Origin of the sequence: Amycolatopsis sp. EV170708-02-1, assembly GCF_022479115.1 — a bacterium.
GTDB lineage: Bacteria > Actinomycetota > Actinomycetes > Mycobacteriales > Pseudonocardiaceae > Amycolatopsis.
Map to the genome: position 1 here is coordinate 1266721 of NZ_CP092497.1, position 12478 is coordinate 1279198.

Consider the following 12478-nt stretch of genomic DNA (forward strand, 5'->3'; position numbering starts at 1 on the left):
GTGAGTGGTGAGGACGGTTCTAACCGTCCTTACCACTCACGAGGCTCAGCGGACGAGGCGCGAGAGCACCGGAGCGAGATCGCCCCGCTCCCCCACGGCGACCCCGTCCAGCCCCTGCCACTCCGCCATCAGCCGCAGTTCGCCCGCCAGCTCACTGGCCACCCGCGCGACATCCACCCCAGGCTCGGCGAAGGCGCCCTGGACGCGAAGCAGCCCGGCGGCACGATCGCATTTGAGGTCGACCCGGCCGACGAGTTCGCCGTCGAGCAGGAACGGGAACACGTAGTACCCGTAGATCCGCTTCGGCTCGGGCACGTAGATCTCGATGCGGTAGAAGAAGTCGAAGATGCGCTCGGTGCGGGCCCGTTCCCAGATCAACGGGTCGAACGGCGACAGCAAGGCCCGGCCGGTGACGCGGCGAGGTGCCTTCGCCGCGACGTGCCGGTACGCCGGGGCGGGCCAGCCGTCCACGGTCACCGGTTCGAGGACGCCCTCCTCGACCAGCTCCGCCACCGCCCGCTTGCTGACGTCCGGGCCCAGCCGGTAGTAGTCCCGCAGATCCGGTTCGGTGCCGATGCCCAGCGCGACGGCCGCGCGGGTGATCAGCTCCCGGGCGCCTTCCTCCGGGCTCACGGTCCGCGACAGGATCTCCGGCGGGACGACGCGTTCGGTCAGGTCGTACAGCCGCTCGAAGGACCGGCGCGTGCCGGTGGTCAGCTCGCCCATACCGAAGAGCCACTCGCAGGCCTTCTTGACCTCCGACCGCTCCCACCACGAACCGGGCCGCGAGCCTCCCGACTTGCCCTCCAGCGCGCGCTCGATGCCGCCCGCGCCGATCGGCCCCTGTTCCTTGATCACGGTCAGGATGTCGTCCACCAGCTGCGGCGTCTGCTCCAGCACCCGGGCGTAGTTCGTCCACCAGCCCATGCGTTTCGCCCCGGACCGGATGAGCGGCCAGTCCGCCACCGGCAGCAGGCTTGCCTCGTGCGCCCACGTCTCCACCAGCATCCGGGGTTTGCGCGCGGAATGGGACCAGGCCGCGTCGTCCACCAGCGTGGGCTCGTACGCGCCGAGCCGGGAGAACAGCGGCATGTAGTGCGCGCGGACCGCGACGTTCACCGAATCCAGTTGCAGCAGCTGGATCCGCGACAGCACGCGCTGCAGATGCCTCCTCGTCACCGCTCCACCGGGACGCGCGTCGGCGAACCCTTGTGCGGCCAGGGCGATCCGGCGCGCGACCGGCCCGCTGATGGTCGTAGTGCTCATCGTCGGCATGGTGCCATCCCCCACCGACAGTTTCCGGCGAGCAGACTAAATTGCCTGCCATGGCCGCCGCCGAAGTCCGCCCAGCAGTCGTGTCCGACGCCCCCGAGATCGCCCGCATCCAGCGCGACACCTGGCGAAGCGCCTACACCGAGCTGCTCGGCGAAGCGGCCGTCGCCGGTCTCGACATCGAGGAACTCGAAAAGACCTGGACCGAGACGATCGAGTACCCGGGCACGCGTGTCTTCCTCGCCACCGAAGGCGAGTTCACCGTCGGTTTCTGTGTCGCCGGCCGCGCTCCGGTGAGCGAGGTCGCCACGGCCGACGGATCGCTGCCCGACGACGCGTCGACGACGGCGCTCATCGCCTCGCTGCTGGTCGAGCCGCGCTGGGGACGCCGAGGACACGCCGGACGGCTGCTGGCGAACGCGTCCGCCTGGCTGCGCGAGGACGGCGCCACCCGCGGGATCAGCTGGGTCGCCCAGACCGATCACGCGTCACTGGGCTTCTTCCGCCGCGCGGGCTGGTCGCCCGACGGGACCGTCCGCATCCTCGACACCGGAAGCACGAACGTGCGCGAAGTCCGCCTCACCGGCGGCCTCGACCTCGAGCTCACTCCCTGACTTCGCGAACACGACCCAGCGCATCACCGAGTACATGAACACGCCTTCGCACGCCCCGGCGATGAGCCGGGACAGGCGGTAATCGACGCCCAGCGCGGCCAGTCCCGCGCCGACGCCGAGCAGGAACGCCACGTAGTTGATCACGATCGCGATCACGTACAGCACCGCCTGCCTGCCGACGGGCGCGTGCGAGCGGAAGTTCATGCTGCGGTTCAGCACGAAGCTCAGCCCGAACGCCGTCGCGTAGGCGAGCGTGATCGCCAGCCACACCGGCAGGCCGAGCCAGCCGCGGAGCAGGGTCAGCAGGATCAGGTCGACCCCGAAGGTGAACCCGTTGATGAGCGCAAAACCGAGGAAACTCGGCGCCACCAGCCGGGAAAGCCCGAAGGGGAGGCGCCGCACCACGGCCGCGCAGAAGTCGGCGAAGCGATCCGCGAAACCCTTGCCGCGGACCGCGTCGTGCACGTCGGCCACGGCTCCAGCATGGCAGCGGCAGGTGGCCGCGAGCCGACGAACAGGTGATCTTCTGGTGCGGCCCGGAGGCCGGGAACGGGGGCTGGCCCCAGTGCGTCCAGGTTTTCAACTGATAACTTGGAGAGAACGAAGATAACGGGGAGGCAACGATGGCAGGCTGGTTGCTCCTGTCGTTCGGCGTCGCCTTCGGTTCCGCGATCCTCCCCGTGGTCAGCATCGAGATGTTCCTCATCGGCCTGTGCGCGAGCCAGCCGACGCTGCCGTGGCTGCTGCTCGGCGCCATCGTCGCGGCCGGTCAGGTGGGCGGGAAGACGCTCTACTACCTCGCCGCGAAGGGCACGATCAAGCTGCCGAAACCGCTGCACGACCGCCTGCACCGGGAGCGGCCGCCCACCCCGCGCCGGGAAAGATGGCGGGCGCGCACCAAGAAGATGCGCGCCCGGCTCGACGCCCTGCGCGAGCGGTGCCATCGGCATCCGCATTGGATGGCGGGCACGTACGGGGTGAGCTCGATCGTCGGCCTGCCGCCGTACATGGCCACGAGTGTGCTCGCGGGCCTGGTGCGGATGCCGCTGGTGACCTTCCTGGCCACCGGTTTCGTGGGCCGCTGGCTGCGGTTCAGCCTGCTGGCCGCCTCGCCCGCGCTGTTCGCGGGCTGGTTCCACTACTGAGCCCGGAAATGGGAATGCGCGCCGGAGCGGCGGGCCCCTAAGGTCTTCGCCCATGCCGACTTCGTTCGCGTATCCGCCGTTGAACGTGCAGGTGCACACACCCCGCCTTTCCCTGCTGGGGGCGACGGACGAGCTCCTGGAGCGGTTGATCCCGACGGTTCGCAAGGGCGTGGTCACCGAACCACCGTGGCCTTTCGACGATCCCGCCTCGCTCTACGAAGACAGCCCGGAGCGCGAATGGCGCTGGCTGCGCGGGATCTGGCGGGGCCGGGGCCAGGTGAGCGAGAGCCAATGGCGGCTGTACTTCGTCGTGGTCGTCGACGGCGAGCCGGTGGGTATGCAGGATCTGATCGGCATCGACTTCGCCATGTTCGGCACGGTCACCACGTTCTCCTGGCTCAGCCCGGACATGCGGGGGCGCGGCCTGGGCAAGGAGATGCGGCAGGCCGTGCTGCAGCTGGCCTTCGAGGGGTTCGGAGCACGTGAGGCGTCCAGCGACGCGTTCTCCGACAACCAGGCCTCGAACAGCGTCTCGCAGGCCCTGGGTTACGAGCCGAACGGCGTCACCTGGGACACCCGGCGCGGCGAACCCGCGCGGATCAAGCAATGGCTGCTGACCCGCGAACAGTGGCGGCGCCGGGACGACATCGAACTCGTCGCCGTCCGCGAATGCCTGCCCGTCCTGGGGATCGAGCCCCGCGTTTAGCGGGCTAAGCGCGGGAGGCGGCTTCGAGTTCCACGGCGCGCCGCATCGTCGCGCGGGCCCGCTTCCGGTCCCCGGCGATCTCGTACGCGTACGCCAGCCGGTACCAGACGCGCCAGTTCTCCTGATCCGCCTCGACCTCGGCGCGGCGCTCGTCGAACCAGGCGTCCGCGGCGTCGCGATCCACCCTGCCCGAAGGCCTGCGTGGCAGATCGGAGACGTCGGGCAGGCCGCCTTCTTCTTCCAACCGCCGGGAAAGCCGCTGGATCTGGATGCCGGACCGCCAGGTGGTGACGATGATCCAGATCCCGAGCACCGGCAGCAGCAGGACGCCGATGCCGAAGAGCACCGGCACCGTCTCGCCGGTGCGCAGCAACGCGATGGCCCGGCCCGCCAGCAGGACGACGTAGACGGCGAGCGCCGCCGTCATCACCAGCGCGAAGTTGCGGGCCCTCACAGGTCGAGGATGTTCTCGAGACCGACCGTGAGGCCGGGCCGCGTGAGCACCGAACGCACGCCGAGCAGCACACCGGGCATGAACGACGTGCGGTGCAGCGAGTCGTGCCGGATGGTCAGGGTCTCGCCCTCGCCACCGAACAGGATCTCCTCGTGCGCCACCAGCCCGGGCAGCCGGACCGAGTGCACGCGGACGTCGTCGACGAGCGCGCCGCGGGCACCGTCCACTTCGGACGTCGTCGCGTCTTCACCGGGAGCGAGACCGGCTTCCGCACGGGCCTCGCCGATCAGCCGCGCGGTGTGCGCGGCGGTGCCGGACGGCGCGTCGGCCTTGCGGTTGTGGTGCAGTTCGATGACCTCGGCCGAGTTGTAGAACCGCGCCGCCTGCTGGGCGAACCGCATCGCCAGCACCGCGCCGAGCGCGAAGTTCGGCGCGATGAGCACGCCGAGCGACGGGTCCGCCGCGAGCCACGAGCGCAGCTTCTCCAGCCGCTCCTCGCTGAACCCGGTGGTGCCGACCACGGCGTGGATCCCGTTGCCGGTCAGGAACTCCAGGTTGTCCATCACCGCGTCGGGATGGGTGAAGTCGACGACGACCTGTGCCTGCTTGAGCGCCGCGAAGTCGTCGCCGGCGTCGAGCGCGGCGACGAGCTCCATGTCGTCGGCGCCGTCGACGGCGTTCACCACTTCCTGGCCCATCCGGCCGCGTGCGCCCAGCACGCCGACGCGAATCCCAGCGGTCATGATGCGATCACCTCGTGCAGATCGTCCGGAAGGTCGTCGGCGTGAGCGTACGGCCCGACCACCGCCGCCGCCGAGACGCCACCAGGGCGGGCGAGCAGAGTGCGAGCGAGCGCACAGACCTCTTCGGTGGTGACGGCGTCGATCCGCGCCACCGTGTCGTCGACGCCGAGATAGCGGCCGTAGTTCAGTTCGTTCTTGCCGATCCGCGACATCCGCGACGAGGTGTCCTCCAGGCCGAGCACGAGCCCGCCCCGCAGCTGCCCCTTCGCCCGTGCGACCTCGGCTTCGCTCAGCCCGTCCTTGCCGACGAGTTCGAGCACCTCGCGGATCACGCCGGCGACCTCGCCGAGCTTCTCCGGCTGGCAGCCCGCGTACACGGCCATGTGCCCGGCGTCGGCGTAGCTCGCGACGGACGAGTACACCTGGTACGCCAGGCCGCGCTTCTCGCGGACCTCCTGGAACAGGCGCGAGCTCATCCCGCCGCCGAGCGCGGCGTTGAGCACCGACTGCGCGAACCGCCGGTCGTCGTGCCGCGACAGCGAACGCAGGCCGAGCATCACGTGCGCCTGCTCGGTGTCGTCGGTGTGCAGCGCGAGTTTCGGCGCCATCGCGATCCGCGCCCGCCCGCCACGCGGCGGCACCGGTGTCGCCGCCCCGGTCAGCCGGTTCCGCAAAGCCTTGCGCACCAAGCGAAGCACCTGGCCGTGCTCGATGTTCCCGGCGACCGCGAGCACCATCCGCGGCAGCGTGTAGCGCCGCCGGTAGAACCCGCGCAGCGCCGAAGCGGACATCTCGACGATGGACTTCTCGCTGCCGAGCACCGGCCGCCCGAGCGCGTGGTTGCCCAGGATGGCGCCGACGAACGTCTCGTGCAGCAGGTCTTCGGGGTCGTCGTCGCGCATCGAGATCTCTTCGAGCACGACACTGCGCTCGGTCTCGACGTCCTTGTCCGTGCACAGCGCCTCGAACACGACGTCGGTGACGAGGTCCATCGCGAGCGGCAGGTCCTCGTCGAGCACCTGCGCGTAGTAGCAGGTGTGCTCCTTCGCGGTGAACGCGTTGAACTCCCCGCCGACCGCGTCGATCTCCTCGGCGATCTGGGTGGCGTCCCGGTTCGTGGTGCCCTTGAAGAGCAGGTGTTCGAGATAGTGCGCCGCGCCCTCGACCGACGACGGTTCGTCGCGCGATCCGACACCGACCCACAGCCCGACCGTCACCGACCGGGACGCGGGAACGTGCTCGGTGATGACCCGGAGGCCACCGGCCAGCACACTGCGCTTGACCACCGCGCCGTCCGGAGTGGACTCGAGGGTGCGGGTGCTGCCGACGGGCTGTTCGTGCCCGGAGATCTGACGAGCCATGGATCCTTCTGCCTCACGTGCCGTGAAGGCCACCTTGAGGGACTCAGAGTCCCTCAAGGTGGCCTTCACGGATCACTTGGTGCTGTGGAGCGAAGCGGGACTGCTACGCGTCGGCCTTCGGGGCCTCGGCCTTGTCGCCCTCGGCGGGCTTCTCGGCGGCGTCGGCAGCGTCGTCTTCCTTGACCACGATCAGGCTGATCTTGCCGCGGTTGTCGATGTCGGCGATCTCGACGCGGAGCTTGTCGCCCACGTTGACCACGTCCTCGACCTTGGCGATCCGCTTGCCGTTGCCCAGCTTCGAGATGTGCACCAGGCCGTCCTTGCCCGGCAGCAGCGAGACGAACGCGCCGAACGCGGCCGTCTTCACCACGGTGCCGAGGAAGCGCTCGCCGACCTTGGGCAGCTGCGGGTTGGCGATGGCGTTGATCTTGTCGATCGCCGCCTCCGCCGACGGGCCGTCGGCCGCGCCCACGTAGATCGTGCCGTCGTCCTCGATGGAGATGTCGGCGCCGGTCTCCTCGGTGATCGAGTTGATCATCTTGCCCTTCGGGCCGATGACCTCGCCGATCTTGTCCACCGGGATCTTCACGCTGGTGACGCGCGGCGCGTACGGGCTCATCTCGTCCGGGCCGTCGATCGCCTCGGCGATGACCTCCAGGATGGTGAGGCGAGCGTCCTTCGCCTGCTTCAGCGCGGCCGCGAGGACCTCCGACGGGATGCCGTCGAGCTTCGTGTCGAGCTGCAGCGCCGTGATGATGTCCTTGGTGCCAGCGACCTTGAAGTCCATGTCGCCCATGGCGTCTTCGGCGCCCAGGATGTCGGTCAGCGCGACGTAGCGGGTCTCGCCGTCGACCTCGTCGGAGATGAGGCCCATGGCGATACCGGCGACCGGCGCCTTCAGCGGGACACCCGCGTTCAGCAGACCCATGGTCGAGGCACAGACCGAGCCCATCGAGGTGGAGCCGTTGGAGCCCAGCGCCTCGGAGACCTGGCGGATCGCGTACGGGAACTCGTCCCGCTTCGGCAGGACCGGGACCAGGGCGCGCTCGGCGAGCATGCCGTGGCCGATCTCGCGCCGCTTCGGCGAACCGACGCGGCCGGTCTCGCCGGTGGAGAACGGCGGGAAGTTGTAGTGGTGCAGGTACCGCTTCGTGGTCTCCGGGGAGAGCGAGTCGATCTGCTGCTCCATGCGGAGCATGTTCAGCGTGGTGACGCCCAGGATCTGGGTCTCACCGCGCTCGAACAGCGCGGAACCGTGCGCCCGCGGGATCACGGCGACCTCGGCGGCGAGCGAGCGGATGTCGGTCAGGCCGCGGCCGTCCATGCGGATCTTGTCCGTGAGGACGCGCTTGCGCATGATCTTCTTCGACAGGGCCTTGAACGCCGCGCCGATCTCCTTCTCGCGGCCCTGGAAGGCTTCGCCCTCGCCCAGGCCGACCTTCTCCAGCACCGCGGCCTTGACCTGGTCGGTCGCGTTGTCGCGGTCCTGCTTGCCCGCGATGGTCAGGGCGTTCGCGAGGTCGTCGGTCGCGATGGCGGCGACGGCGTCGTACGCGTCCTGCTCGTAGGCGAGGAAGACCGGGAACTCGCCGGTCGGCTTGGCAGCCAGCTCGGCCAGCTGCTGCTGGGCCTCGCACAGCACCTTGATGAACGGCTTCGCGGCTTCGAGGCCCTCGGCGACCGAGACCTCGTCCGGCGCCTTGCCGCCCGCGGCGATCAGGTCGAGGGTCTGCTCGGTGCCCTCGGCCTCGACCATCATGATGGCGACGTCGTCACCGACGATACGGCCGGCGACCACCATGTTGAAGGTGGCCTGCTCCAGCTGCTTCCAGGTCGGGAACGCGACCCACTGGTCCTCGATCAGCGCGACGCGGACGCCGCCGACCGGGCCCGAGAACGGCAGGCCGGCGATCTGGGTCGAGGCCGAGGCCGCGTTGATCGCGAGCACGTCGTACGGGTCGTCCGGGTTGAGGCTCTGGACGGTGATGACGACCTGGATCTCGTTGCGGAGACCGTCGGCGAACGACGGGCGCAGCGGCCGGTCGATCAGGCGGCAGGTCAGGATCGCGTCGGTCGACGGGCGGCCCTCGCGGCGGAAGAACGCGCCGGGGATGCGTCCGGCGGCGTACATCCGCTCCTCGACGTCCACGGTCAGCGGGAAGAAGTCGAAGTGGTCCTTCGGGTGCTTCGACGCGGTGGTCGCCGAGAGCAGCATGGTCTCTTCGTCGAGGTACGCGACGACGGCGCCGGCGGCCTGACGGGCCAGGCGGCCGGTCTCGAAGCGAACGGTGCGGGTGCCGAAACGGCCGTTGTCGATCACGGCTTCGGTTTCGTGCACGGTGACTCCGGTGGAGTCGGTCATAGGGTGTATCTCCTCTTTTGATCCTCTGTAACGGCGCGAGTCTCCCACCCTGGGACCTGTTTCGCCTGCGGACGCTCGAGGAGTGAGGCCGGTCTTCGATCGAAGCCCCGGGCCGTTGCCCGGGAACCACTACCGAGGACCGGCGGACGGTTCCTCGTGCGCGCTCGCGCCGCGTGTCTCTGTACTTGGACCGAGGGGGAGCGACCGATGCGGTCACTCCCCCTCGGGTTCGAGCTATCGGCGCAGGCCGAGGCGCTGGATCAGCGCACGGTAACGCTCGATGTCCACCTTCATCACGTAGTTCAGCAGCCGGCGGCGGCGGCCGACCAGCAGCAGAAGCCCGCGACGGGAGTGGTGGTCGTGCTTGTGAGCCTTGAGGTGCTCGGTGAGGCCGACGATGCGCTTGGTCAGCAGCGCGACCTGGGCCTCCGGGGATCCGGTGTCCGAGTCGTGCACGCCGTACTCGGCAAGGATCGACTTCTTTTCTTCGGTGGACAAAGCCACAGTGGTGCTCCTAGATACTCTGTGCCGTGCGGCCCGGACGATGTCTTCACGCCGGGTGAGACGGTCACGGCCGCCACGGACTGCAGCCGGACCCAATCATCGAGGCTACCAGCCTCGTGATCAGCGGCTTCAGTCGCGGGCGTGGTTCAACGCGTACGACCGGATCACCCGGTAGCGCGAGACGCCCCGCTCACGGTCACTGCTCATCAGAACGGCCTCGGTCGCCGTCCAAGTCTCACTGGTGAACCCGGCCAGCCGCTCCTCCCACGCGCTCGCGGCGTCCGGCCGGTCGCGGGGGAAGCGGGCCAGTGTCAGGTGGGCCACGTACGGCCTGCCCTCACTCCCCGCTCCGGCCTTCGCGGCCAGCTCGTGGAGCCCGGTTCCGGACACACTCAACCACAGCACCCCGGGGAATGTCGCGGCCTTTTCCAGCCGGAGGGCGACCGGGCCCGCGTCCGCCAGCCGTCCGGCGAGCCATTCGCCGCGTTCCGCCGGGTCGTCCGCGCCGTAGAAACCGAGGGTGACATGCCAGTTCTCCCGCGGCGACCAGCGGAAATCGCCTTCTTCGGGCGTACCGAGAGCGTCGGCGACCTGGTCGAGGACGCCGTCCGGCGGGATCAACGCGCTGAAGAGTGTCATGGGCGCGCGACTCGCGTGCTCAGGGCCGTGACTCGCGTGCTTGGAGGCGTAACTCACGAGGTACGTCAGGCACCGTTCTTGGCCGCCCGGCGCAGCAGATCCGCCAGGGACGGGAAATCGTCGTCGAGCAGCTTCGCGGCTTCGGTGAGGTCTTCGTCCTCGCCGATGTCCCGCAGTGCCGCGAGCACACCCTGGTCGTCGGCGACGGCGCCGACCGGGATGCTGTCCCTGCCCACCGTCGGCCGCGAGTCGCGGACGTCTTCCAGTGCCTCCTGCATGGCCTTGCGGTCCCCGGCGGCGACCGCAGGGACGAGCACCTTGCGCTCCAGCATGATCATCTTGGCGAGGACGACCGGGTTCCCGATCTTCGCGCGGCGCCCGCTCATCACCTGGCTGAGCATGGGCGCGCTGATGCCGAGGACCTCGGCGAGGAAGGCCTGGGAGATGTCGAAGGCGACGACCAGTCTCCGCACGCGATCGCCGAGCGGCTCCCCGTACCACTCCTTCTGCAGCGCGATGTTCCGCTGGACGATCTTGTGGTCCTCCACCTGGTCCGCTCCCCTAACCCCATCGAACGCCATGCGCGCGGTCCGTGACATCTTGCCACCGGAACGCACGCGGGCGGGCATGTTTGTCGATTCTCCTCCGGCCGGGGCCGGGTCCGGTCAGTCCTGCTCGCCGAGCAGTTCCCTGGTCCGCGCGACGTCCTCGTCGATCTGCTTCACCAGACCTTCCGACGTCGGGAAACGGACCTGATCCCGCAGCTTGGCGACGAAATCGAGCGAAACGTGCTGTCCGTAGAAATCCTCGTCGATGTCGAGGACGAAGGCCTCGACGGTGCGTTCCCGCCCGGAGAAGGTCGGGTTGGTGCCGACGGACACGGCCGCGCGCAGCCGCCGGCTGGAATCCGACGAACGGGTGAACCAGGCGCTGTAGACCCCGTCGGCGGGCACCGCCGCGAACCGCGGCGTCGACAGGTTCGCCGTCGGGTAGCCGAGGTCGTGCCCCCGGCCGTCGCCCCGGACGACGATGCCCTCCAGCCGATGCGGCCTGCCGAGCGCCTCGGACGCCGCCACGACGTCCCCGGCGTCGATGCACGAGCGGACGTAGGTCGAGGAGAACGTGATGTCGTTGTCCGCCTGCTCCTGCGCGAGCAGCCCCTGCAGCTCCGCCCCCTGTGCCACGAAACCGAACCGCTTCCCCAGCGTGCGGAGCAGGCCGACGTCACCGGCCGCCTTGGCGCCGAAGGTGAAGTTCTCCCCCACGATCACCGCGGCGGCGTGCAGCTTGTCCACCAGCACCTCGTGCACGAACTCGTGCGCCGTCAGCCGCGACAGCTCCAGGGTGAACGGCAGCACGCAGAAGACGTCCGCCCCGAGGCCCTCGACCAGTTCCGCCTTGCGGCGCAACGTGGTCAGCTGCGCGGGATGGCTGCCCGGCCGGATCACCTCGGAGGGATGCGGGTCGAAGGTCAGCACCACGCTCGGCACGCCGCGTTCGGCGGCGGCGCGGACCGTCCTCGAAATCAGTTCCTGATGACCGCGGTGCACGCCGTCGAAGACGCCGATCGTCACCACGCACCGTCCCCAGCTCCCGGGGAGGTCACCCAAACCACGCCAACGCTGCACTTCTAGCCCCGTCTCCTCAGGCCCGCTCCGTGCACCACCCTAGGCCGTGTCCTGTGTGGCACGCTCGCGGGCTTCGCGCCCAGGCGGCCCATCAACCGGCCACACAGGACACGACCTAGGCGGGCAGCAACACGACCACCGACCGGGCCAGTTCGCCTTCGTCCGCCGCGAGGGCGAGCACCCGGCCGTCCGGCCCGAACATCCCGTACGTGCCCTCGATCCCGGCCGCGGGCACCCTCTGTCCATATCGGACCGCCTGCGCCGTGCGGGCGTCCAGATCGCGGCGCGGGAACGCCGCGGCGACGGCGGCGTCGAGGTCCAGCGACAGCTCGGGCTTGTCTTCGAGCTGGTCGAGGGTACGGGCCTTGGCGAGCGTGAACGGCCCGACCGTGGTGCGCCGCAACGCGAGCAGATGTCCGCCCGCGCCGAGCCCGGCGCCGAGATCGCGGGCCAGCGCCCGGACGTAGGTCCCCGACGAGCATTCGACGATCGCGTCGAGTTCGATCCGGCCCGCCTCGCGGCGGGTGGCGAGCAGATCGAAACGGTGCACGGTGACCGGACGCGGCGGGATCACGACCTCTTCGCCCGCCCGGACCCGGGCGTACGCGCGTTTGCCGTCGATCTTGACCGCGCTGACCGCGCTCGGCACCTGCTGGATGTCACCGGTCAGCGCGGCGATCCCGGCGGCGATCGCCTCGTCGGTGATCTTCTCGACGACGTCCGGTGCGGCTTCGGCGATCGGCTCGCCCTCGGCGTCGTCGGTCGTGGTGGACAGTCCCAAGGAGAGGGTCGCGAGATAGGTCTTGCGGTCCAGGGCCAGATGGCCGAGGAGTTTCGTCGCGCGTTCGATGCCGAGCACGAGGACGCCGGTGGCCATCGGGTCGAGGGTGCCGGCGTGCCCGACCTTGCGGGTGCCCATGAAGCGACGCGCCTTGGCGACGACGTCGTGGGAAGTCATCCCGGACGGTTTGTCGACGATGACGAGACCGGGCGGCGGGGCGGGACGTTTCTTGGCTTGAGCCTGATTGGGGCGCGACACGGGCCGAACCC

The 12478-nt window shown here is 69.7% G+C and carries 13 protein-coding genes and 1 pseudogene; 3 read left to right on the forward strand and 11 right to left on the reverse strand.

The annotated features are described in order from the left end of the window. Positions 1-45: 45 nt before the first annotated feature. On the reverse strand, positions 46-1266 hold the full coding sequence (locus MJQ72_RS05705) for a winged helix-turn-helix domain-containing protein (protein ID WP_240598082.1): 1221 nt from the start codon (positions 1264-1266) through the stop codon (positions 46-48). 59 nt (positions 1267-1325) lie between these two features. On the opposite strand from MJQ72_RS05705, the gene MJQ72_RS05710 reads away from it, so the two are divergent. After that, entirely contained in the window at positions 1326-1886 is a 561-nt protein-coding gene (locus tag MJQ72_RS05710) for a GNAT family N-acetyltransferase (RefSeq protein ID WP_240598083.1), read from the forward strand. Between the two features lie 66 nt (positions 1887-1952). Here the strand turns inward: MJQ72_RS05710 and MJQ72_RS05715 are convergent. Beyond that, a pseudogene (locus MJQ72_RS05715) lies at positions 1953-2360 on the reverse strand (GtrA family protein); the annotation flags it as partial. A gap of 149 nt (positions 2361-2509) precedes the next feature. On the opposite strand from MJQ72_RS05715, the gene MJQ72_RS05720 reads away from it, so the two are divergent. Both MJQ72_RS05720 and MJQ72_RS05725 read left to right on the forward strand, forming a co-directional pair. Further along, complete coding sequence (locus MJQ72_RS05720; RefSeq protein ID WP_240598084.1) at positions 2510-3031, forward strand: YqaA family protein; 522 nt, start codon at positions 2510-2512, stop codon at positions 3029-3031. A gap of 52 nt (positions 3032-3083) precedes the next feature. Further along, entirely contained in the window at positions 3084-3737 is a 654-nt protein-coding gene (locus tag MJQ72_RS05725) for a GNAT family N-acetyltransferase (protein WP_240598085.1), read from the forward strand. Between the two features lie 4 nt (positions 3738-3741). On the opposite strand, the gene MJQ72_RS05730 is transcribed toward MJQ72_RS05725, so the two are convergent. From MJQ72_RS05730 to truB, 9 genes are all read right to left on the reverse strand, one after another. Further along, complete coding sequence (locus tag MJQ72_RS05730) at positions 3742-4191, reverse strand: tetratricopeptide repeat protein (protein ID WP_240598086.1); 450 nt, start codon at positions 4189-4191, stop codon at positions 3742-3744. Continuing rightward, positions 4188-4934 carry a 4-hydroxy-tetrahydrodipicolinate reductase gene (dapB, locus tag MJQ72_RS05735; protein WP_240598087.1) on the reverse strand — a complete coding sequence of 249 codons (747 nt, stop codon included), beginning with the start codon at positions 4932-4934 and terminating at the stop codon, positions 4188-4190. Before dapB ends, MJQ72_RS05730 begins: the two co-directional genes overlap by 4 nt. Then, a complete protein-coding gene (locus MJQ72_RS05740; RefSeq protein ID WP_240598088.1) occupies positions 4931-6295 on the reverse strand; it encodes a pitrilysin family protein in 1365 nt (454 codons plus the stop codon). Before MJQ72_RS05740 ends, dapB begins: the two co-directional genes overlap by 4 nt. A 103-nt stretch (positions 6296-6398) precedes the next feature. Then, positions 6399-8657, reverse strand: a complete 2259-nt coding sequence (locus MJQ72_RS05745) for a polyribonucleotide nucleotidyltransferase (RefSeq protein WP_240598089.1) — start codon at positions 8655-8657, stop codon at positions 6399-6401. A gap of 234 nt (positions 8658-8891) precedes the next feature. Continuing rightward, the gene (gene rpsO, locus MJQ72_RS05750) at positions 8892-9161 is read right to left on the reverse strand and encodes a 30S ribosomal protein S15 (protein ID WP_003084034.1); all 270 of its coding nucleotides are present in this window, start codon (positions 9159-9161) and stop codon (positions 8892-8894) included. A gap of 129 nt (positions 9162-9290) precedes the next feature. Then, positions 9291-9800, reverse strand: coding sequence for an RNA 2',3'-cyclic phosphodiesterase (gene thpR, locus MJQ72_RS05755; protein WP_240598090.1), 510 nt, complete (start codon positions 9798-9800; stop codon positions 9291-9293). Between the two features lie 65 nt (positions 9801-9865). Next, positions 9866-10348 (reverse strand): helix-turn-helix transcriptional regulator, encoded by a 483-nt coding sequence (locus tag MJQ72_RS05760; protein WP_240601259.1) that lies wholly within the window; start codon positions 10346-10348, stop codon positions 9866-9868. 117 nt (positions 10349-10465) lie between these two features. Further along, the gene (locus MJQ72_RS05765; RefSeq protein ID WP_240598091.1) at positions 10466-11428 is read right to left on the reverse strand and encodes a bifunctional riboflavin kinase/FAD synthetase; all 963 of its coding nucleotides are present in this window, start codon (positions 11426-11428) and stop codon (positions 10466-10468) included. A 115-nt stretch (positions 11429-11543) separates the two neighbouring features. Further along, the gene (truB, locus tag MJQ72_RS05770; RefSeq protein ID WP_240598092.1) at positions 11544-12467 is read right to left on the reverse strand and encodes a tRNA pseudouridine(55) synthase TruB; all 924 of its coding nucleotides are present in this window, start codon (positions 12465-12467) and stop codon (positions 11544-11546) included. Positions 12468-12478 lie beyond the last annotated feature (11 nt).

Coding starts and splice junctions, on each gene's coding strand:
- MJQ72_RS05705 (WP_240598082.1), bottom strand. CDS start 1,266: ATGAGCACTACGACCATCAGCGGGCCGGTCGCGCGCCGGATCGCCCTG.
- MJQ72_RS05710 (WP_240598083.1), top strand. CDS start 1,326: ATGGCCGCCGCCGAAGTCCGCCCAGCAGTCGTGTCCGACGCCCCCGAG.
- MJQ72_RS05720 (WP_240598084.1), top strand. CDS start 2,510: ATGGCAGGCTGGTTGCTCCTGTCGTTCGGCGTCGCCTTCGGTTCCGCG.
- MJQ72_RS05725 (WP_240598085.1), top strand. CDS start 3,084: ATGCCGACTTCGTTCGCGTATCCGCCGTTGAACGTGCAGGTGCACACA.
- dapB (WP_240598087.1), bottom strand. CDS start 4,934: ATGACCGCTGGGATTCGCGTCGGCGTGCTGGGCGCACGCGGCCGGATG.
- MJQ72_RS05740 (WP_240598088.1), bottom strand. CDS start 6,295: ATGGCTCGTCAGATCTCCGGGCACGAACAGCCCGTCGGCAGCACCCGC.
- MJQ72_RS05745 (WP_240598089.1), bottom strand. CDS start 8,657: ATGACCGACTCCACCGGAGTCACCGTGCACGAAACCGAAGCCGTGATC.
- thpR (WP_240598090.1), bottom strand. CDS start 9,800: ATGACACTCTTCAGCGCGTTGATCCCGCCGGACGGCGTCCTCGACCAG.